This is a genomic window from Allobosea psychrotolerans (genome assembly GCF_002917105.1).
Taxonomy (GTDB): Bacteria; Pseudomonadota; Alphaproteobacteria; order Rhizobiales; family Beijerinckiaceae; genus Allobosea; species Allobosea psychrotolerans.
Genome location: NZ_PQFZ01000024.1, coordinates 18,249 through 39,730, shown reverse-complemented (window position 1 = coordinate 39,730; position 21,482 = coordinate 18,249). Strand labels below are relative to the sequence as shown.

Below are 21,482 nucleotides of genomic sequence, written 5' to 3'. Positions count from 1 at the left end.
TGGCCGGGGCGGGCGGCTCTGAACCGGCTCGCCCCGATAAACCCGTCAGGCCATTGCACGCGCATCCTCGGGAGCCACGCGCGGCAGGTCGGTGAAGCGCGCCACGACATCCTCATAGGCGCGGTAGATATCGGCTGCGCCTTGCCCAGCCTCCACGGGCGGGCTCTTGATGACGTGGAAGATCTGGTGCTTGACGAAATAGCGCCAGGTCACCGGCACCTGCGCGAGGATGCGCGTGAGCGCCGCATAGCGCCCGCGCGTCCAGACCGTCTCGAAGGCGATGCGGCCCGGCCCGTAGCCAAACTCCGCGCTGTCGGCATCTCCCGCCATCTGCGCGCGGCGCCTGACGGTGGCGGCGTCATCGAGCGCAAGTTCCGGGCCGATGACGACGCCGTAGTCGAGGCGCGCCCGCTCCACCGAGACCAGCCCGCGCCTCACATCGGTCAGGACGTCGGCCACCGGGCGCTCCAGCGGCGAGCCGTAGCCGCCCGCGCCCGGCCCCTGGATCAGGATGATGTCGCCGGGGTCGCAAGGGACGATGTCCTGCGAGCCGAGATCGACGGCCTTGGATGTGCCGGGGTTCTTGATGAAGCGCGAGACGGCGCCCGAACGGCCGCCGACCAGCCCCCAGGCGGAGAAGACCGAGCGGTCGCGATTGCGCGCGGTCACCAGGGATTGCGGCGCGTCGAGCTGGAACTCCATCTCCAGCCCGGTGCCGCCGCGGCGACGGCCGGGGCCGCCGGAATCCGGCACCAGCCCGTAGCGGCGGATCTTGATCGGGATCTCCGCCTCGCTGATCTCGACGGGCGTGTTCTTCAGGAAGGAGAGGTTGGCGCCGCTGCCCTCGGCCCCGTCTCCGAAGGCGCTGCCGCCGGCGCCGCCGCCGACCGGGCCGATCGAGGCCATGATCGGCTGGCCGGATTTGGTGCTGGTCTTGACGTTCATGATGCTGACGGCGCTGCCCGGGGAGGCGGGCAGCCGCTCCGGCACGGCGCGGCAGAAGGCGCCGATGGTGACTGTCTGCGCCAGGTTGCAGAGCAGGCTGCGCATGCCCACGGCCGCCGGCTTGACCGCATTCACGACGGTGCCTTCGGGCAGGACGGCCCGCGTCGGGCGCATCAGCCCGGCATTCAGCATCATCGTCGGGTCCAGGCAGTAGAGCGCATAAACCGTGCCGACCGTCACCAGCGAATGGCGCTCCTTGCCGCCTGTGGGCATGTTGAGCGAGGAGGCGAGCTGGGGATCGCTGCCGGTGAAATCGACCGTCAGCGTATCGCCATGGACCTTGAGCGTGACTGCGACGCGCACGGGGTAGCCGCCCGTCTGGTCCTCGTCGGCATAGTCGGCGAAGAAATACTCGCCATCGGGAATCTGCGCGATCACGGCGCGCGCCTGGCTCTCGGCATAGTCAAGCAACTGGTCGAGCCCGGCGATGAAGTCCTCCTTGCCGAAGCGGTCGAGGATCTCGTGGATCTTGCGCTCGCCGACATTGATGCAGGCGATCTGGGCGTTGAGATCGCCCCAGTTCTGCTCGGGCAGGCGCACATTATGGGCGATGATGGCGAGCAGATCCTGGTTCAGCACGCCGCCGCGCATCAGGCGCATCGGCGGAATCCGCAGGCCCTCCTGCTGGATCTCGGTCAGGGTGCGCGAGAGCGTCGCCGGCACGGCGCCGCCGACATCGGTGTTGTGGATGTGGTTGCCGACGAAGGCGACGATCTCGCCGTCGCGGAAGACCGGCTTCCACATGTGCAGGTCGGGCGTATGGGTCGCGACATTGCCGGTATAGGGATCGCTGGTGACGTAGATATCGCCCTCCTCATAGTCGAAGAGCGAGATCACGCCGCCATAGTCCAGGCCGGTGTACCAGGTCGCCCCGAAGGTCTTGGGCGAGGCGACGGTCAAACCGTCCCGGGTCAGGACCTGGCAGGAAAAATCCTCGGTCTCCTTCACGAAGGTCGAATAGGCGGTACGCATCAGCGTCCAGCCCATGCTCTCGGCGGCGGCGGCGCAGTAATTGGCGAGAACCTGCAGCGTGGTGTTGTCGAGCTTCACGGTGCGATCTCCGAAACGATGCGAAGGTTGGCGTATTCGTCGACGCGCACGGTCAGGCCGGGCGGCACGATCGTGGTGCAGTCATCCTGGGTTATGACGGCGGGACCGGCGAAGCGCTGGCCGGGCTTGAGGTCGTTGCGGTTGAACACCGCGATCGAGCGATAGGCGCCGTCGAGCCAGGCCTCGGCATGGCTGAGCGGCGTCGCCGGTTCGGATACGGCCTCAACGCGGCGGAACTCCGGCTTGGTGGTCTTGCCCGAGATCACCAGGCGCAGCGAGATGACCTGGACGGCGGCGGTCGGATCGGCATGGCCATAGACGCGCTCATGCTCGGCATGGAAGGCGGCGGCAAGCGCTTTCGTGTCTCCAGCCGCGACGGCGGTGGAATCGAGCGGCGTGTCGATCTCGAAGGACTGGCCGCGATAGCGCATCTCGGCCGAATAGGTCAGCCGGTGCTCGCCGGCATAGCCCTGGTCGACATGCAGCCAGGCGAGCGCTTTTCCTTTCAAGGTCTCGAACTCGTCGCGGATGATCGCGCCGGTGGCCGGGGCGAGATCGGCATAGAGCGTCTTGATGAAGTCGCTCTTGATGTCGGCGATCAGGCCGCCGAGCGCCGAGAGCACGCCAGGGGTCGGCGGCACCACCGTCTCGCGCATGTTGAGTTCGCGAGCGAGGAAACAGCCCATCATCGGGCCGGCTCCGCCGAAGGCGAGGCAGGAGAAATCGCGCGGGTCGATCCCGAAACGCGAGACCAGCGCGCTGACATCCGAATACATCCCGGAGACGGCGATGCGGATGATCGCCTCCGCCGTCTCCTCGATGCTGCGGCCGAGCTTTTCGGCGAGCGCGCCGACAACCGCGCGGGCCTTGTCGCGGTCGATCGTCACGGCGGAATAGCCGATCTCCGAAAGCCCGACGAGGCCGAGCGCGGCAAAGGCGTCGGTGATCGTGGCGCGCGTGCCGCCGCGGCCATAGCAGGCCGGTCCAGGCCGTGAGCCGGCACTTTCGGGGCCGACCTTGAGCACGCCTTGCGCATCGACCCAGGCGATCGAGCCGCCGCCTTCGCCGATCGAGCTTACCGAGACGGACGGGATATGGATCTGGAACTCGCCGATCTGCTCGCCGACGCCATATTGCGGCTGGCCGTCGATGATGATCGCGACATCCGCCGAGGTGCCGCCGATGTCGAGGCTCATGCAGTGCTTGATGCCGCAGACCTCCGCGACATAGGCCGCGCCGATCACGCCCGAGGCCGTGCCGGACAGGATCATCTGCACGCACTCGCTCTTGCCCTGCTCGGCGGTCATCACGCCGCCATTCGACTTGGTCAGGCGCGGATCGACCGTGACGCCGGCATTCTTCAACGCTGCCTGCAGCGAGCCGAGATAATGCGCGACACGCGGCTGCACATAGGCGCCGATCGCCGCCGTGATGGTGCGCTCATATTCGCGGATGATCGGCCAGGTCTCGCTGGAGAGAAACACCGGGATCTCGGGCGCCAGGCGCTCGACGATTGCCTTGACGGCGCGCTCATGGCCGGCATTGCGGTAGGAGTGCAGCAGCGAGACGACGATGCCCTCCGCGCCAGCCGCCTGGGCGCCGGCCACGGCGCGGGCGATGCTCGCCTCGTCGAGCGCCGTTTCCTCGCTCCCGTCCGCCTTCATGCGGCCCACGACGCCGAAGACGCGGTCGCGCGGGATCAATGGCTCCGGCCGCTTCGAGAGCAGGTTGTACATGTTCGGGATCTTGAGGCGGGCGACCTCCAGCACATCCCGGAAATGCTCGGTGGTGAATAAGGCGAGCTTCAACCCCTTGCGCTGGATCACCGTGTTGATGCCCACGGTCGTGCCATGGGTGAAATAGGAGATGTCGCCGGGCTTGATGCCGTAGCGCTCGCCGACGAGCCTGACGCCTTCGAGCACCTCCGCGCCCGGCTCGTCTGGCCGCGAGAACACCTTCAGCGTCTTGAGGCTCTGCGTATTCTCGTCGAACAGCGCGAAATCCGTGAATGATCCGCCGATATCGACGCCGACCCGATAACCCATTGAAACCTCCAGAGCCTATCCCCCAGCTTCCACTGGCGGCGCGCAGGCGAATAGGATTTTTCGCGTGCGGCGATGGGATAGGGGGCGCGCGCCAGCCGCATGCCAGCGCGAAGGGGCAGCGCGGTCGGGGCTGGCCGGGAGCGGGCGCGGCGGAAACCGCACCGCACGCTCACCTTCAGAGGTCGACGAGAACCCAGAGCACCACGGCGTTGGTGGGGCCCTTCGAGGTCCAGGTGTGCTCGGTCGTGGCGTCGTAATAGACCGAGTCGCCCTTGTTCAGTTCCAGCGGCTCGTAGAGGCGGCTGTGCACGACCAGCGTGCCTTCCTGCACCATCACGAAGATCTCCGCCTCCGACTTGGCCCAGGCCGGGTACTCGTCGGGGGAGCGCGCCGTCACCGTGGTCAGGATCGGGGTGGCGCGCTTGTTCTTCAGGTCGGCGCAGAGCAGCACATTGTTGCAGGTGCCGGTCGTATGCCGGCTGCCCGCGCCGGCGCGGCTGATGCTGCGCCGGCCGCCGAAGGCGCCGACGCTGTTGTCCTGGTCGGTCAGCAGGGTGACGAGTTCGACGCCGAGCCCCTGCGCGATCCTCTGCATGGTCGAGATCGTCGGCGACAATTCGTTGCGTTCGATCTTCGAGAACGCCGATGCCGAGACACCGGTCAGCGCGCTGACCTCCTGGAGCGTCAGCCCCCGGCTCTTGCGCAGCTTCAGCAGGTGGGCGCCGATATCGACCGCGGATTTGATGTCGTCCCCGGCCCGGGCGGAATCGCGCTCGCCATACTCGGTCGCTTCGCGAACGGCATCGCCCCGTTCAGCCAGCGAGATTTCCGGCATGCTGCTTCTCCCTCAGCGATCCAGTGCAACCAGTGAGAGCACCTCTTAATCCGCAGCTTAGTCCAAGGGAAGCGCGCTGTCTGCCCGTTCTCGACATAAAATGTCGTATAAGACATTTTTCTATTTTCATGTTGACAGCCTCTGGATCGTCGATGAGGCTGCGTTTCCGACAGCGCGCCGGCAAAACTTCTTCGGGGCCGGCATGGCGCCGGTTCCGGATGCGAAGGCGGCAGAGCTAGGCGCAAGGATCAAGTCGGATGACACTCACGCAAGATCATTTGAGCGGCCTCTACACCGCGATCGTCACCCCGCTGACGCAGGACGGGGCCGTCGATATCAAGGGGTTGCAGGCGCTCGTTCGCTTCCAGCTCGCCGCCGGAGCCCAGGGCATCGTGCCGATCGGCGGCACCGGCGAGTATCCGGCCTTTTCCCGCAGCGAGCGCCGCGACATCGTCGCGGCCTGCGTCGAGGCGGCCGACGGCAAGCCGGTCATCCCCGGCGTGCTCTCGACCGGTTTCGAGGATGCGCTGGAAGCCGGCCGCGACTTCGCTGCCGCCGGTGCCGCCGCGGTGATGACAGTGACGCCCTATTACGCTCCGGGCACGCAAGAAGGCATGCGCGCCTATTTCCGCCGCTACCGGGATGCGCTCGATCTGCCTGTGATGCTCTATCAGATCCCGCGCCGCACCACGGTCGCGGCCTTCGCCGACACGGTCCAGGCCATGGCCGAGGACCGCTCGATCATCGGCATGAAATACTCCTCCTATGACATGCCGGACTTCATCCGCACGGTGAAATATGCCGGCGACAAGATCGCGATCCTGAGCGGCGAGGAGCCGCTCTTCGCCACCCATATCGCGCTAGGCGCCAAGGGCGGCGTCCTCGCATCCGCGACGATCTATCCGAAGATCTGGATCGAGATTTTCGAGCTCGCCCGGCAGGGCAAGCTCAAGGAGGCCCTCAAGCTTCAGGACAAGATCGATCCGGTCACCGACGCGATCTATATCGAGACCAATCCTGGCCCGCTGAAGACTTATATGGAGCTCGCCGGCATGCCTGTCGGCGGTGTGCGCCTGCCGCTGCTGGGCCCGAGCCCGGAGACGCTGGCGAAGCTGAAGGTCGCCGCGCAAGGCGCCAAAGCCATCAACCTCGCCTGATCCCGGAAGGACCCTGTCGTGCTCGAGCAGTTGCGCGCCATCGTCGGAGACAAGGGCCTGATCACCGATCCCGGTGAGATGGAGCCCTGGCTCACGGATTGGCGCCAGCGCCGGCGCGGGCAGGCGCTTTGCGTGGTGTCTCCGGCGACCACGGCCGAGGTTTCGGCCGTGGTTGCGCTCTGCGCTGCTGAGGGGCAACCGGTCTTCCCGGTCGGCGGCAATACCGGGCTGTGTTTCGGCGCGGTGCCGGAGAGCGACCGGCCGGGCAAGATCGGGGTCGTGCTCTCGCTGCGCCGATTGAACCGCATCCGCGCGCTCGACCAGGCGACCGGGATCGCCACCGTCGATGCCGGCGTCGTCCTCGGGGATCTCCATGAGGCGGCCGTGAGGGCAGGGCGCCAGTTCCCGCTGCATCTCGGCAGCGAAGGCAGCGCCCAGATCGGCGGCCTGATCTCGACCAATGCCGGCGGGACCGGCGTCGTGCGCTACGGGCCGATGCGAGATCTCGTCGCCGGGCTCGAGATCGTGCTGGCCGACGGGCGCGTGCTCACCGACCTCGCCGGGCTGCGCAAGGACAATACCGGCTACATGCTGCGCCATCTCTTCATCGGCGCGGAAGGCACGCTCGGCATCATCACCGGGGCGGCGCTCAGGCTCCACCCCCAGACGCCGAACACGGCCCATGCCTGGGTTTCGGTTGCCGATCCGGCGGCGGCGGTTTCGCTGCTGACGGCGCTGCAGGGCCGCGCCGGCTCCTATATCCAGGCTTTTGAGCTGGTCTCGGCCTCGCAGTTCGAGCTGGTGCGCCGGCATGAGGAGCGGGTGCGCATTCCCTTCGCCGAGATCCCGGCCTGGTCGCTGCTCATCGAGCTCGGCAGCGAGGACGCCACGACCGCGCTGAATGCGATCCTGGAAGAGGTGCTGGGCGCCGCCCTGGAGAGCGGCGGCATCATCGATGCGATCGTGGCGACGTCCGAACAGCAGGCCGCCGATTTCTGGCATGTCCGCCATTCCGTCTCGGAGGCGAACAAGAAGGAAGGCATCGGCATCGTCCATGACGTGGCGGTGCGTACCTCGGATGCGGCCGCCTTCATCGCGGCCGCCGACAAGGTCGCCGCCGAGCGCTTTCCGCAGGCGGTGACGCAGGTGGTCTGCCATCTCGGCGACGGCAATGTGCATTACATCCTGATGTTCCAGCGCGAATTCTGGAACAGCCTGGAGGATGAGGACGCCTTCGTGCTCGAGGTCGAGCGGGCGATCCATGATGCGGCCGCGGTCTTCGAGGGCACCTTCAGCGCCGAACACGGTGTCGGCCGCAAGCTCACCGAGGAGTTGGAGCGTCTCGCCGACCCGCTTCGCTACGAATTGATGGGGCGGGTCAAGGCGTTGTTCGATCCGCAGAATCTGATGAACCCCGGCGTCCTCCTCACGGCCAAGCCCATGTGAGGAAGCCGGGGGACGATCCGCTGTCGCCTTCGATGAGGGGGGCGCAGGACGGAAGGCCCGCCAACGCAAGCGGGTGCCTGCCTCATCGGTTACGAGGCTTGTTTTCAACAATCGGGAGAATCGACATGATTGCACGCAGGGATCTCGCCGGCCTGATCGGCGCCGGCGCCGTGGCAGCCACCGCGCTGTCGCTGGCATCCAGCAGCGCCAGCGCCCAAAGCGCGTCGCAAAACACCTTCGACCGAGTCATGGCCAAGAAGAAGCTGCGCCTCGGCGCGGTGACCTCCAGCGCCCCCTGGTTCATGAAGGACCCGGCGACGGGCAAATGGGCCGGCCATTTCTACACGATCGGCGCGGCGCTCGCGGCCGATATGGAGGTCGAGCTCGAACTCGTCGAGACGACCTGGGGCAACGCCGTCCTCGATCTCCAGGCCGATAAGATCGACATCATGTTCGGCCTCAACCCCACGCCAAAGCGGGCCATGGCGGTTGATTTCTCCGGTACTGTTTACGACAGCGCGCTGGTCGTCATCGCCAAGCCGGGGTTCGAGCCCAAGAGCTGGGCCGACATGAACAAGCCCGAGATCAAGATTTCAGTTGATGTCGGTTCGGCGCACGACCAGATCGCGTCGCGCCTGTGCCCAAAGGCGCAGATCACGCGCTTCAAGACCATCAGCGAGGCTATGCTGGCGCTGCGCAGCGGCCGTGTCGATGCGCAGTGCATCTTCTGGATGGGCGGCGTACGGGCCGTGAAGGCCGATGCCGCTCTCGGCAAGGTGATCGTGCCTCAGCCCTTCTTCGGCTCGACCTCGAATGCCGCGTTCCGTCGGGAACCGGACAAGACCTGGCGCGACTTCGTCAACACCTGGATCGTCTACGCGCGCGGCCTCGGGCTGGTTCGCGAAGCCGTCGTCTCCAGCCTCGAGCAGGTCGGCGTGATGCCGGACGATCTGCCCCCGGGCATCACGCTCTGAATGTCGCCCGGCTCCCCGCGGTTCGCGCGGGGAGCCGCAGGCCACCATTCTCGTGGAATGGCGCCGTATAGCGGGCCGAGAGCTGCGCCGTAGCAGGTTGGGCATGGGTTACTGAGCATGATGGGTTACACTTGGCACTTTGACGTCATCTGGGGCTATCGCTGGCTCTTCCTGACCGGGACAGCGGTGACAATCGGATTGACGATCGCGATCGTCGTGCTCGGCATGGCGGTCGGGCTTGTCGCCGGGATCGCCCAGATCTCGCGCTCGCCGGTGCTGCGCTGGCTGTCCTGGGCCTATATCGAGATGTTCCGGCTGACGCCGCTGCTCGTGCTGCTGCTGTGGTTCTACTACGCGCTGCCGATCCTGACCGGCATCAAGCTCGACGCGCTCACCGCCGCGGTCGTGACGCTCTCGCTCTATGGCGGTTCCTTTTACGCGGAGGTGATCCGGGGTGGCATCGTCTCGATCGAGCCCGGGCAGAGCGAGGCCGGGCTCGCGCTGGGCATGACGCCGGCCCGCGTGATGCGGCGCATCGTGCTGCCTCAGGCGATCAAGCGCATGATCCCGCCGCTGATGAACCAGTCGATCATCCAGTTCAAGAACACCTCGCTGGTCTCCGTGCTGGCGGTGCCCGATCTGCTCTATCAAGGTCAGGTCGCGGCAATGGACACCTATCGCGCGCTCGAGGTCTACACCGTCGTCGCCGCCATCTATGTCGTCGTGCTTCTGCCGCTGACGGCGATCGTCAAGCGGGCGGAAAAGCAGCTCGCTCACAGCAACTGAGGCCACGACGATGAACCCCAAGATCGAGGTCTCCGGCCTGCGCAAGAGCTTCGGCTCGCTCACGGTGCTGCGCGACATCAACCTCACCGTCGAGCCCGGCGCGGTGGTCGCGCTGATCGGCCCGTCGGGCTCCGGCAAATCGACCCTGCTGCGCTGCCTGAACCTGCTGGTGATCCCCGAAGGCGGCAAGATCCGGATCGGCGAGAGCAGCTTCTCCTTCGGCGACAGCTCGAAGCTGCCGGGCGTGCGCGAGCAGGCCCGCTTCCGCTCCAATACCGGCATGGTGTTCCAGCACTTCAACCTGTTCCCGCATATGAGCGTCCTCGAGAACGTCATGGAGGGACCGCTCTCGGTGAAGAACATGCCCAAAGCCGAGGCGCAGGCGCTGGCGCGCCGGCTGCTCGCCAAGGTCGGCCTGAGCGACAAGGTCGATGTCTTCCCCAACAAGCTTTCGGGCGGCCAGAAGCAGCGCGTCGCGATTGCCCGTGCGCTTGCCATGGAGCCGGAGGTGATGCTGTTCGACGAGGCGACCTCGGCGCTCGATCCCGAACTCGTCGGCGAGGTCCTGGGCGTGATGCGCGATCTCGCCGCCGAGGGCATGACCATGATCATCGTCACCCATGAGATGGGCTTCGCGCGCGAAGTCGCCGACCGCGTCATCTTCATGCGCGACGGCGTGATCGTCGAGGAAGGGCCGGCCCGCGAGGTCATCGAGAACCCGGTGCAGGACGCGACCCGCGCCTTCCTGAGCCATTTTCACAATCGCGGCTGAGCGGATCAGGGCGATGGCGCGCGAGGCTTCCCGGACCGTCGCCGTGATCGGCGCCGGCATCATCGGCCTCTGCGCGGCGCTGGAGATCCAGCGCTGTGGGCACAAGGTTGTTCTGATCGAGCCCGAGGAGCCGGGCGGCCGGCAGGCGGCCTCCTATGGCAACGGCACCTGGCTCAGCCCGGCTTCGATCATGCCGATCTCCGTGCCGGGCCTCTGGCGCAAGGTCCCGGGCTTCCTGCTCGATCCGACCGGCCCCTTCGTGATCCGCTGGCGTGATCTGCCCGGGCTCGCCGGCTGGCTCCTCCGCTTCGTCCTCGCCGGGCGCAACTGGGCGCAGATCGAGGCCTGCGTCGCGGCGCGCTACCCGCTCTGCAAGGACACGGTCACCGACCACGCCGCCTTGGCGCAGGAGGCCGGCGTGCCCCAGCTGATCCGCAGGGAGGGGCTGATCTTCGTCTATCGCGATCGCGCCGAGTTCCTGGCGGAAGCCCGCGAATGGGAGATGCGCAAGGCGCTTGGCGTGCGCTTCTCGCAGATCGAAGAGGATGAACTGCGCCGCCTCGTTCCGCAGCTCGGGGCGGCCTATCGCTTTGGGGCAAGACTCGACGATGGCGGCCAGGTCGCCGATCCCGGCGCCTATTGCCGGGCGCTCGCCGAACTGGCGCTGCATCGCGGGGCGACGCGCGTCACGGCCTGCGCCACAGGCTTCAGCATCACCGGTGGCCGCTTGCAAGCTGTGGAGACCGATCGTGGTCCCGTCGCCTGCGACCGCGCGGTGATTGCAGCCGGCATCGGTTCGCGCGACCTAGCCCGTGAGGCCGGCGACGCCGTGCCTTTGATCTCGGAGCGCGGCTATCACGTCGTGATCTCCGATCCGGGTGTGGAGCTCGGCGCCGGGCTGATGCCGTCCGACGGCAAGATGGGCGTGGTCTCCACGCCGCAGGGCCTGAGGCTCGCCGGGCAGGTCGAGCTTGCTTCGGTCTCGACGCCGCCGGACTGGCGCCGCGCCGATATCCTGCTCGGCTTCGCCCGCGCCATGTTTCCCGCACTCGCCGAGCGGTTCGAGCGCGCCGGGATCAACCGCTGGATGGGCCATCGCCCCTCGACGCCGGACGGGCTGCCCTGTATCGGGGCGGCCTCGGCCTGCCCGGATGTGGTCCACGCCTTCGGCCATGCCCATACCGGGCTGATCCAGGCTCCGGCCACGGCGAAGCTGGTCGCGGCGCTGATTGACGGGCAGGCCCCGCCTTTCGACGCGGCGCCTTATTCGGCAAAGAGGTTCGGCTGATGGGCAATGAGTTGCTTTATCTCTCGCGCGCCGATGTTCAGGCGCTTGCCATTGCGCCGTCGGAGGCGCGCGAGGCCGTATTGCAGGCCTTTCGCGACCACGCCGCCGGGCTGAACCAGAGCTTGCCGAAGAGCGCGCTCGGTCTCGGTCCCGGCCATGGTTTCCAGGCGATGACGGCGGCCTCCTCGGCGCAGTCCATCGCCACGCTGAAATGGGTGGCGATGGCGCCCGTACCGCCCAAAAGCCCGGTGCCTGGCATCAATGCGCTGATCTGCGTCAGCGATTATGCCAGCGGCGCGCCGATCGCGGTGCTCGATGGTGACGAGATCACGCTGATCCGCACCGCTGCCTTGTCGGCGGCTGCGGCATCCAGGCTCGCCCCGCCGGCGCCGCGCACGATCGGATTCGTTGGCTGCGGGCTGCAGGCGCACGCCCATCTCGCGGCCTTTCTCGATCTCTATCCGGGCCTGACCTCCGCCCTGCTGTTCAGCCGCAGCCGCGCCTCGGCCGAGAGCCTCGCCGAAGCCGCCTCCCTGCGGGGCCTCGTAGGGGAGGTGGTCGATGAGGCGGATCAGCTGCTCGCGCGAAGCGACATCGTGATCTCGATGGTGCCCGGCGCGCCGGGGCTGCAGCCCTTCCTCGATGCCAACAGGCTGAAGCCGGTCGCCTTCGCCTCGGCCGTCGATCTCGGCCGCAGCTGGCGTCCGGAAACGCTGCCTGCCTTCGACGTGCTCGCGACCGACAGCCTCGCCCAGTCGAGCGCACCCTATGATGTCGATGGTCAGCCTGTGACGACCGTCCGCTTCCAGCACAATCTCATCGAGCTCGCTGACGCGCCACATCCGACTGCTGCCGGGCGCCGTTCCTTCTTCTGCTTCCGCGGCTTCGCTCTGGCTGATCTCGCGCTTGCGCATCTGGTCGTCGCCAAGGCGCGCATTGCGGGCATCGGCGTAAAGTTGCCGCGATGACCAAGCCCGCCTTCGCTCATATCCTCAATGTCGAAGACGTGCGCAGGGCCGCCAGGCGCCGCCTGCCACGCGGCCTGTTCGAGTATATCGACCGCGGCAGCGAGGATGAGATCTCGATCTCCGGCAATCGGCGGCAGCTCGATGCGATCCGGCTCGCGCCCTCGGTGCTGGTCGACGTCTCCCAGCGTTCGCTTGAGGCGGAAATTCTCGGCCAAGCGCAGCCGCTTCCGCTGGTGATCGCGCCCACGGCCATGGCGGGGCTGGTCTGGCATGATGGCGAGATCGCGCTCGCCAAGGCCGCGGCGCGCGCCGGCATCCCTTTCTGCGTCTCCACCCAGTCGATCACCTCGGTCGAGCGCATCGCGGCGGAATCCGGTGCAAAGCTCTGGTTCCAGCTCTATGTCTGGAAGAACCGGCAGCGCACGCTGGCGCTGATCGACCGAGCCTGGGCGGCCGGGGCCGAGACGCTGGTGCTGACGGTCGACACCGCCGTCGGGCCCAACCGCGAATATAATCTGCGCAACGGCTTCGGCATTCCACTCAAGGCCTCGGTGCGCGCCGGCATCGACCTGATGCTGCATCCGCGTTGGACGGCGTCAGTGATGCTGCGTTCGCTGCTCGCCTCGGGCGTGCCGACCTATGCGCATTATCCCGACGAGTTCCGCACCCAGCTCGGGCGGAGCTCGCTCTCCGACGAGCTGAACCTCGCCGCCGACGTGACCTGGGAGGATGTCCGCCTGCTGCGCCAGCGCTGGAAGGGCAAGCTCATCCTCAAGGGCATCTTGCGCGTCGACGATGCGCTGACCGCGCTCTCCCATGGCGTCGATGCGATCGTGGTCTCGAACCATGGCGCCCGCAATCTCGACTGTGCGCCCGGCCCGACCGAGGTCCTGCCCGCCATCGTCGCGGCGATTGGGGGCCGCATGGAGATCCTCGCCGATAGCGGCGTGCGCCGTGGCGCCGACATCGCCCGTTTCCTGGCGCTGGGCGCAAGCGGCGTCCTGATCGGCCGTGCGACGCTCTACGGCGTCGCGATCGGGGGCAGTGATGGGGCAGGGCGCGTCCTCGATCTCCTGACCCATGAACTCAATGTGACGATGGGCATGCTCGGCGCGCGCAATCTGGCTGATCTGCGCCGCTGTTGAACCGAGCGCTCGCAAGGGGCGCCCCTCCTACAAGGCCGGTCCGGACCATCATTGCATACAAGACAGGGTTTTCCCCAGACGCTAGGAACGCACCGTAGCGCGAGGAAAACTATGATCTTTCTATACAAGTCCGAGGCTGTACGCGGCAATCACTGGAAGGCCGTCTTCGAGGAGCGCGAGCCCGACCTGCCGTTCCGGATCTGGCCGGATGTCGGCGACCCCGCGCTGGTCAAATACATGGCGGTCTGGCTGCCGCCCGACGACATCGCGACCGGCTATCCCAATCTCGAGGTGCTGTTCTCGGTCGGCGCCGGCGTCGACCAGTTGAACCTCGATCTGGTGCCGCCAAACGTCAAGGTCGTCAGGATGCTCGACCCGAGCGTGCCACAGATCATGGCCGAGTTCGTCACGACGGCGGTGCTGTCCCTGCATTGCGATGTCCTGACCCATATCGACCAGCAGCAGCGCGGGCTCTGGAACCCGCTGCCGTCCGCAACGGCGGGGAGCCGGCGCGTCGGCGTGCTCGGGCTTGGCCAGCTCGGCAGCCTGGCGTGCAAGAAGCTGGCTTATGCCGGCTTCAAGGTTGCCGGCTGGAGCCGGTCGCGGCATGAGATCGAAGGCATCGAGACCTTCTCCGGGGAAGGCGAGTTCGATGCCTTCCTCGGCCGCACCGATATCCTGGTCTGCCTCCTGCCATTGACGGCGCAGACCCAGGGCATCCTGAACGGCGAGCTCTTCGCCAAATTGCCGCGTGGCGCCATGCTGGTGAATGTCGGGCGCGGCGGGCATCTCGATCAGGACGCCTTGCTGGCGGCCCTGGATAGCGGGCAGTTGTCCGGCGCGGTGCTCGACGTCACCGATCCCGAACCGCTGCCGCCCGATCACCCGATGTGGACGCATCCGCGCATCCTGCTGACGCCGCATATCGCGAGCTCGGCACAGCCGGGCACCTCCGTTGAGGTCATCCTCAGGAATCTCGACCTGTTGCGAGCCGGCAAGGAGCCGATCGGCCTGATTGATCGGCAGCGCGGCTATTAGGGCGCGCTGGTGTTGGGCGGGCGAGCAGGAACCACACCGTCATCCCGGGCCAGCCGCGAAGCCGCGCAGGGATGCATCGAAGGGCGCCTGAGCGCTACGGTGGAGGCGTCCTGCGCACGCTTCAGGCGGCTGACCGAACGCCGTGCTCCGCTTCCCGCCGTGCTGTCGCATATTTTGCGACAGCCGCTTTCTCGCGCTGCAGCAGCGCCTTCTTGCGGTAGACGCCCCAGCGATATCCCGAGATCGAGCCGTCCTTCCTGAGGACACGGTGGCAGGGCAGCAGGATCGCGATCGGGTTGGCGGCGATCGCCTTGGTGACGTCCCGGGCATCGCGCGTGCCCAGCAGCGCGGCCAGGGCCCCATAATGGGTGGTCTCACCCATCGGGATATCCCGGAGCATCTGCCAGACATTGATCTCATAGGGCGTTCCGCGCAGATCGAGCGGGATGTCCGGGGCGAGGCCCGGCTGCTCGACCAATTGCGCCATCGTGCCAACGAGCTGGGCCAGGCCATTTTCGTCGTTGACGATCTCGGCGTCCGGGAAGCGTGCATGCAGCGCCTCCGCCAGGGCCGGGCGCTGATTGGCGAACTCGAAGGCGACCAGGCCCTTGGTCGAGACCGCGACCAGAACGTCGCCCAGGCTGCTTTCGCCCCAGGCAAAGCGGATGATGTCGCGCATGGCTTTCTCCTGTCGGGTCCGATTGCAGGCCCTGGAGATAGGGGCCAAAGGCAGCGTGCTCCACCCGATTCCTGCCCATGGGAGATGCCCTGGGGAGATGTCCATGCGGTGCGCGGGGCCGATGGTGGCCCCGGCGCCCGACATGCTAGGGAGGCCGGAAGGATGCCCGCATCCAGAATATCTTGATGAGGAATGGCGATGTTTGAAGCGCTCGCGATCGCGACGGACGACAAGGTGGAATTCTATCGCGAATTGTCGCAGCAGCTCGCGGCTCTGCTGGCGGGGGAGGGCGATGCGATCGCCAACGCCGCCAACACCTCGGCGCTGCTGTTCCAGATGCTGCTGGGCCTCAACTGGGCCGGCTTCTACATCATGCGCGAGGGCGAGCTCGTGCTCGGGCCGTTTCAGGGCAAGCCGGCCTGCGTGCGCATTCCGGTCGGGCGCGGCGTCTGCGGTGCTGCCGTCGAGCGCCGGCAGTCGATGCTGGTCGAGGATGTCCATGCCTTTCCCGGCCATATCGCCTGCGATGCGGCCTCCCGCTCCGAACTGGTCGTGCCCTTGCTCCGCGACGGCGAGGTGATCGGGGTGATCGACCTCGACAGTCCGCATCCGGCCCGGTTCGACGCGGCCGATCAGGCCGGCATCGAAGCCATCGCCGCGATCTATCTCGCGGCGAGCGCTCCGATCGCGCCCTGACATGGCGGCATGGGGCCATGCCTGAATCCGGGCCGATCCGGCCGTGACAACCATCCGGCATCCGCCTATCGTTATGACTGTCGGAACACAGCGCGAGGCGCGTGCGGACAGACCAGGGACCGATCCTCTCCTCTTCGGCTCAGGATCGAGCCGCGCGCCATCGTTTGGTCGTGAGGAACGCCAAGCTGTCGAGACCAGACCGACCGGTCGCCCGTCCCGCCCGCCAGCAATCATTGCCGGTGCGGGCGGTTCCGGGCGGTCGGAAATAGTCCCCTGCTGAGATCAGCCTTCGGAGAACGCATCATGTCGCACGCCTTGCAATTCTATATCGATGGTCAGTGGGTGGCGCCCTCGGGGAACAGGACGCTCGACGTGATCGACCCTTCGACGGAGGAGGCCTTCGCCACGATCGCGCTCGGCGAGCAAGCCGATGTCGACAAGGCGGTCGCTGCCGCCCGCGCCGCTTTCCCGGCTTTTGCTGCGACCTCGCGTGCCGAGCGCCTGGCGCTGATGCGCCGCCTGGCCGAGGCCTATAAGGCGCGCTATGCGGATATCGCCGACGCGCTCTCGCGCGAGATGGGCGCGCCGAAGGAGCTGGCTCACCGGGCCCAGGCCGGCATGGGCACCGCCCATCTGGCGAAGATGATCGAGACGCTGGAGACCTTCGAGTTCGAGGAGCTGCGCGGCACGACCCTGATCGCCAAGGAGCCGATCGGCGTCGTCGGCATGATCACGCCGTGGAACTGGCCGCTGAACCAGATCATGTGCAAGGTCGCGCCGGCGCTTGCAGCCGGCTGCACCATGGTGCTGAAGCCCAGCGAGATCGCCCCGATCAACGCCATCATCTTCGCCGAGGTCATGCATGAGGCTGGCGTGCCGAAGGGCGTGTTCAACCTCGTCAATGGCGACGGGCCGACGGTCGGCGAGGCGATCTCGCGCCATCCGGGCGTCGACATGGTCTCCTTCACCGGCTCGACCCGCGCCGGCATCCTCGTCGCCAAGGCGGCGGCCGATACGGTCAAGCGCGTGCATCAGGAGCTCGGCGGCAAGTCGGCCAACATCATCCTGGACGATGCCGACCTGCAGAAGTCGGTGAAGCTCGGCGTCGAAAGCGTCATGCGCAACTCCGGCCAGTCCTGCAATGCGCCGACCCGGATGTTCGTACCCGCGGCGCTGCATGATCAGGCAGTGGCGATCGCCAAGGCGACGGCCGAGCCGCTCAAGGTCGGCGCCCCCTCGACTGACGGCGTCTTCCTCGGGCCGGTGGTCAGCGAGGTCCAGTACAACAAGATCCAGAAGCTCATCGAAGCCGGCATCAAGGAAGGCGCCGATCTCGTCACCGGCGGCTCCGGCCGGCCGGAGGGGCTCAATCGCGGCTACTATGTTCGCCCGACCGTCTTCGCCAATGTCACCGACGAGATGGCGATCGCGCGCGAGGAGATCTTCGGCCCCGTGCTCTCGATCCTGCCCTATGGCAGCGAGGAAGAGGTGATCGAGCGGGCGAACGACACGCCTTACGGGCTGGCCTCCTATGTCCAGTCCGGCTCGCTCGATCGCGCCCGCAAGGTCGCGGCCAAGATGCGCAGCGGCAATGTCTACATCAACTATCCGGCCTGGGACGCAGGCGCGCCCTTCGGGGGCTACAAGCAGTCCGGCAATGGCCGCGAATATGCCGGCTTCGGCCTCGAGGAGTTCCTCGAGATCAAGGGTACGGTCGGCTACGAAGCGGCCTGAGAACGGTCATCCCGCGGCGGGGGCGTTTTCGCCCCCGTCGTAACGGGCCGGCGCGAAGGTTCATGCCTCCCAAGGTTCATGCCTCCCAAATCCCGCCCCCGCAACCACTCTACAGCGCGCTGTACTACGACCGCCTTCTCCCCGGTCCCGTGAAGTTTTCGGGTTGGTTCGGGGATGCTGAATGAGCGGCCGAATACCACAGACCGCTCAGCGCCCATCTCTGTAGTTCCCGGCGCTTGCCGCTTTTCCCGGGGGCGGACGCGCAAAGCGGCAACGGTTTAGCTCGAGATTATGCCGGGATCGGATCAGGTCCGGGCGCGACAACCTTCAAGCGAGCCGCTTCCTCGACCGTGAGCGCGTCGCTGGCGATCGCATTGAAAGAGCGCGCCGCTGCCCTCGTGCGCGCTTGCGCTTCAGGCTGTGCATCGGCGCCGACCAACCGAAAAGAGGCGGGCGACAGGGGCCCGAACCACAGCGCGCGTTCGAGCGCAGGCCATTCCGCCGGACGCGGTTCGACACCAGCATTGTTGGCAAAGAGGACAGCCAGCGCATGCATCGGAACATCGCGCGGACCGCCGCGGCGCGAGCGTGCGAGCGCGACGCCCTCTCGCACGGCCTCGACAGGCGGCGTCGGGCGCAGCCCAGCCCAGAGATAAGCGAGCCAGCGCGCCTGCAGTTCGAGCACGGGAAAATAGGGGCCGATCAGCGAATAGAGCCCGACGAAGCCCAGCCCGTCGAGGTCTGGATGGATGGTATGGTCGTGCAGGTCCAACCCCTGGCCGTCGAGACCGAGCTTCGCTACGATCTCGTCGCTCAGGAAAGGCAGCGAGAGCCTGTAGCCTGTGCCCAGAATGATGCCATCGAGGCTGTCGCTCGACCCGTCAGCGAAGCGCACGGCGCGGCCGTCGATCGCCTTGATCCACGGTCGTGGACCGATCCGCCCTTCCGCCACGAGGGCCAGGTAGTTTTGCGATTGCGTCAGGCCCGCCGCGAAGATGTTGTCGTCGGGTTTCGGCGCCCCGAATTGCTCGGGGCTGCCGCAGGTCGACAAGACCATCTGCTTCATTCCCGCCGCAACCGCTTCGGGGGGAAGCATCATGCCCGCCTGTGCGGCAAAGCGGGTGAAGGCGACATGATCCGTGGGGATGCCGGCGAGGAGCTTTTGCAGCACGTATCGCTGTCGGCGCATCGCAACCGAGACGATCGCGCCGGAAGCCGCCAACTCGCTGGCGATCTCCAGCGCGCTGATCGAGCAGCCGGCGACCAACACCGAGCGGCCGCGATACGGCTCTGGACCCTTGTACCGGGAACTGTGGATGACGCCAGCGGATCCGGCGAAGCCCTCCAGCCCGGCGATCGCAGGCGCGTCGGGCGTCCTGCAATATCCCGTCGCGATGACGACGTGAGGATAGATCTCCGCCGATACGCTGTCGCCATGACGCGTGCGAACTGTCCAACCCTCGCCCGGCGCGCGTTCGACTGCCTCGACCGTCGTCGACCGGCGAATTGTCTGGCCGTCGAGATCCGCCAGCTCGGCGTAGCGCTTCAGGTACGCCTGCATGTCGGTCTGGCTCGGGTAGACATTCGTCCCCTCCGCGTGGTCGAGATCGCTGAAGGCCGTCAGGATCCGGCTTGTGTTGGTGCGCATGCCGGGCCAGACCGCGCTTGATGGCGAGGCGGCATTCCACTGACCGCCGATCTCCGACGAGGCCTCGAAGACAACAGGAAGGAAGCCGTGCTTCTTCAGATATCGGGCCGAGACAAGGCCGGCCGGACCGGCGCCGATGACGGCGACCGCCTTCTCGGGCATGCGGATGGGGTCGAGGGAGGCGGTCATGGCGGGGTCCTCTGCTCTGGAAGCTGAACCATACGCCTCCTTGCAACCCGCCGATCCTAAATGCTTCCTAAGCGGGTGTTTGCTGTTCCTAAAACATTGCTAAGCTCGAAGCATGGACAGGTTGGCCCGATAGTGATCGACGCGGAACTCGCGAGCTTCATGGAAAGCGCCGTGATGATCATCGTCGGCACGTGCGACGACGTCCTCAGGCCGCAGGTCGGCCGGGCCGTGGGCGCCATCGTCGACCGGGCGACAAGCAGCGTCGACCTGATCGTTTCAGAATGGCAATGGCCGGAGACCATTGCCAACGTTCGTTGGAACGGTCGGCTTGCCGTGACCTTCGCCCGGCCGTCCGACTATGTCTCCTACCAGGTCAAGGGTCGCGCTATGGTCGTCCCGGCGTTGGCCGCCCACCGCGCCTGCGCGGTGCGCTATGTTGAGGCGATGACCGCGACCCTGGTCGGGAACGGACTCGATGCTAGGGTCACGGCGCCCTGGCTCGTGGACCGCGAGCCCGCAGCGCTGCGTCTGGCGGCCGAGATGATCTTCATCCAGACACCGGGCGACATGGCCGGCCAGAGGCTGGAACCGTCGCGATGACGATCCGCTTGCGCGACCTCGGCGCTTGCTTCGAGGGCGTCATTCCGTCGATCCTCGCGACCGCCTCGGCGGACGGCGTTCCGAACATCTCCTACCTCTCGCACGTCGAATTCGTCGACGACGCGCATGTGGCGCTGTCGAACCAGTTCTTCTCAAAGACAGCCGCAAATCTACATGCCAACAACCAGGCCACCCTCTTGCTCGTCGACCCGCGTGACGGCGACCAATACAGGCTGAATGTCACCTTCGACCGGTCGCTCGACGGTGGCACGCTGTTCGACGCCATGGCGGCCCAGCTTCGCGCTAGCAGCGCGCAAATCGGTATGCACGGCGTCATGCGGCTACGCGGCGTCGATCTTTATCGCGTGGATCGGGTGGAGGCCGTCCAGTCTCCGACGATCGCCACGGCCATCCGACCGTCCACAGCGGACCGGCATCTCGCCGCGGCCGCCACGCTCGCCGTCAGGATCGCCGAAGCGAGCGACATAGCGACGATCATCGACGCAGTCCTCGATGGCGTGCGGGAAGGCTTCGGCTTTTCCAACACGATGCTGTTGCTGAAGGAGCCATCGGGTGCGCGTCTGGTGACTGTGGGCAGCCGCGGCTATGCCTGGAGCGGCATCGGCTCGGAAGTGGCGGTCGGCGAGGCGGTGATCGGGACGGCTGCCGCCGAGCGATGCGCCGTTCGGATCAGCGACATGAGCCGGATCCGGCGCTTCGGCTCGGCAATCCGCCCCACCTCCGCAGACGAGAACCGCACCCGCACGATCGCGCTGCCGGGACTGGCTGATGCGATGAGCCAAGTGGCGCTGCCGATGATCGCTGGAGGAAGCTTGCGGGGCGTGCTGTTTCTGGAAAGCGCGGAGCGACTTGCGTTTTCAAAGGATGTCGAAGCCGCGCTGTCGATCGTCGCGAATCAGGCGGCAGCGGCCCTCTCGCTTGCGGATAGTCTTGGAAACGAGCCGTCGCTCGTCACATCGGAAGGCAACGGCGCATTGGCGGGGCGGCCCTTCAACATCGTTCATCATACGTTCGACGATAGCGTGTTCATCGACAACGAATACGTGATCAAGGGCGTGCCCGGCCGCCTGCTTGTCCATCTGCTTCGGTTACATCTGCGGGAGGGACGCGCGGACTTCACCAACCGCGAGATGCGGCTCTCCGACGAACTGCGCCTGCCTGATCTCAAGGACAACCTGGAGACCCGACTGCTCCTGCTCCGACGGCGGCTCGAGGAAAAGGCTGCGCCGCTCCGTTTGCTTCAGACAGGCCGCGGGAAGCTGAGACTGCAACTCGCCGGACCCGCCGTCTTGACCGTCGCCAAGGGAAAGAGCTCCTCGAGCAGGTAGCGCGATGAAGGTTCGGAGCAGCAGCGTAAAGTGTCGTGCGCGTTTGGGGTCGAAGGCTGTATTTAACCTTGCTCTGGA

18 protein-coding genes are annotated in these 21,482 nt (G+C 66.7%); 13 read left to right on the top strand and 5 right to left on the bottom strand.

Annotated elements, in window-relative coordinates:
• Positions 1-45 precede the first annotated feature (45 nt).
• From CYD53_RS26235 to CYD53_RS26225, 3 genes are all read right to left on the bottom strand, one after another.
• Positions 46-2,055, bottom strand: a complete 2,010-nt coding sequence (locus CYD53_RS26235; protein ID WP_103721041.1) for a hydantoinase B/oxoprolinase family protein — start codon at positions 2,053-2,055, stop codon at positions 46-48.
• Entirely contained in the window at positions 2,052-4,100 is a 2,049-nt protein-coding gene (locus CYD53_RS26230) for a hydantoinase/oxoprolinase family protein (protein WP_103721040.1), read from the bottom strand. The genes CYD53_RS26235 and CYD53_RS26230 overlap by 4 nt, the downstream gene beginning before the upstream one ends.
• A 175-nt stretch (positions 4,101-4,275) precedes the next feature.
• Entirely contained in the window at positions 4,276-4,935 is a 660-nt protein-coding gene (locus tag CYD53_RS26225; RefSeq protein ID WP_103721039.1) for a helix-turn-helix domain-containing protein, read from the bottom strand.
• A 257-nt stretch (positions 4,936-5,192) separates the two neighbouring features.
• Between CYD53_RS26225 and dapA the strand changes: the two genes are divergently transcribed.
• The 9 genes from dapA (at position 5,193) to CYD53_RS26180 (ending at position 14,509) form a co-directional block, all read left to right on the top strand.
• On the top strand, positions 5,193-6,092 hold the full coding sequence (gene dapA / locus CYD53_RS26220; RefSeq protein ID WP_103721038.1) for a 4-hydroxy-tetrahydrodipicolinate synthase: 900 nt from the start codon (positions 5,193-5,195) through the stop codon (positions 6,090-6,092).
• Between the two features lie 18 nt (positions 6,093-6,110).
• Positions 6,111-7,538 (top strand): FAD-binding oxidoreductase, encoded by a 1,428-nt coding sequence (locus tag CYD53_RS26215; RefSeq protein WP_103721037.1) that lies wholly within the window; start codon positions 6,111-6,113, stop codon positions 7,536-7,538.
• 125 nt (positions 7,539-7,663) lie between these two features.
• Positions 7,664-8,512, top strand: a complete 849-nt coding sequence (locus CYD53_RS26210; RefSeq protein ID WP_069691204.1) for a transporter substrate-binding domain-containing protein — start codon at positions 7,664-7,666, stop codon at positions 8,510-8,512.
• Between the two features lie 120 nt (positions 8,513-8,632).
• The gene (locus CYD53_RS26205) at positions 8,633-9,298 is read left to right on the top strand and encodes an amino acid ABC transporter permease (RefSeq protein WP_103721036.1); all 666 of its coding nucleotides are present in this window, start codon (positions 8,633-8,635) and stop codon (positions 9,296-9,298) included.
• Positions 9,299-9,308: 10 nt separating this feature from the next.
• A complete protein-coding gene (locus tag CYD53_RS26200) occupies positions 9,309-10,070 on the top strand; it encodes an amino acid ABC transporter ATP-binding protein (protein WP_103721035.1) in 762 nt (253 codons plus the stop codon).
• A 13-nt stretch (positions 10,071-10,083) separates the two neighbouring features.
• Positions 10,084-11,358: an NAD(P)/FAD-dependent oxidoreductase gene (locus CYD53_RS26195; protein ID WP_103721034.1), complete on the top strand. Its 1,275-nt coding sequence runs from the start codon at positions 10,084-10,086 to the stop codon at positions 11,356-11,358.
• The gene (locus tag CYD53_RS26190) at positions 11,358-12,326 is read left to right on the top strand and encodes a hypothetical protein (protein WP_103721033.1); all 969 of its coding nucleotides are present in this window, start codon (positions 11,358-11,360) and stop codon (positions 12,324-12,326) included. Before CYD53_RS26195 ends, CYD53_RS26190 begins: the two co-directional genes overlap by 1 nt.
• The gene (locus CYD53_RS26185; RefSeq protein WP_103721032.1) at positions 12,323-13,471 is read left to right on the top strand and encodes an alpha-hydroxy acid oxidase; all 1,149 of its coding nucleotides are present in this window, start codon (positions 12,323-12,325) and stop codon (positions 13,469-13,471) included. Before CYD53_RS26190 ends, CYD53_RS26185 begins: the two co-directional genes overlap by 4 nt.
• 111 nt (positions 13,472-13,582) lie before the next feature.
• A complete protein-coding gene (locus tag CYD53_RS26180) occupies positions 13,583-14,509 on the top strand; it encodes a 2-hydroxyacid dehydrogenase (protein ID WP_103721031.1) in 927 nt (308 codons plus the stop codon).
• Between the two features lie 121 nt (positions 14,510-14,630).
• Here CYD53_RS26180 and CYD53_RS26175 read toward each other — a convergent pair whose 3' ends face one another.
• Positions 14,631-15,188 (bottom strand): methylated-DNA--[protein]-cysteine S-methyltransferase, encoded by a 558-nt coding sequence (locus tag CYD53_RS26175; RefSeq protein ID WP_103721030.1) that lies wholly within the window; start codon positions 15,186-15,188, stop codon positions 14,631-14,633.
• A gap of 198 nt (positions 15,189-15,386) precedes the next feature.
• Here CYD53_RS26175 and CYD53_RS26170 point away from each other — a divergent pair, with 198 nt between their 5' ends.
• Positions 15,387-15,884, top strand: coding sequence for a GAF domain-containing protein (locus CYD53_RS26170; RefSeq protein WP_103721072.1), 498 nt, complete (start codon positions 15,387-15,389; stop codon positions 15,882-15,884).
• Between the two features lie 303 nt (positions 15,885-16,187).
• Positions 16,188-17,618, top strand: coding sequence for an aldehyde dehydrogenase family protein (locus CYD53_RS26165; RefSeq protein WP_103721029.1), 1,431 nt, complete (start codon positions 16,188-16,190; stop codon positions 17,616-17,618).
• Between the two features lie 289 nt (positions 17,619-17,907).
• Here CYD53_RS26165 and CYD53_RS26160 read toward each other — a convergent pair whose 3' ends face one another.
• Positions 17,908-19,455 (bottom strand): flavin-containing monooxygenase, encoded by a 1,548-nt coding sequence (locus CYD53_RS26160; RefSeq protein WP_103721028.1) that lies wholly within the window; start codon positions 19,453-19,455, stop codon positions 17,908-17,910.
• A 132-nt stretch (positions 19,456-19,587) separates the two neighbouring features.
• Here CYD53_RS26160 and CYD53_RS26155 point away from each other — a divergent pair, with 132 nt between their 5' ends.
• Entirely contained in the window at positions 19,588-20,055 is a 468-nt protein-coding gene (locus CYD53_RS26155) for a pyridoxamine 5'-phosphate oxidase family protein (protein ID WP_103721027.1), read from the top strand.
• Entirely contained in the window at positions 20,052-21,404 is a 1,353-nt protein-coding gene (locus CYD53_RS26150) for a pyridoxamine 5'-phosphate oxidase family protein (protein WP_103721026.1), read from the top strand. The genes CYD53_RS26155 and CYD53_RS26150 overlap by 4 nt, the downstream gene beginning before the upstream one ends.
• The last annotated feature ends 78 nt before the right edge of the window (positions 21,405-21,482 follow it).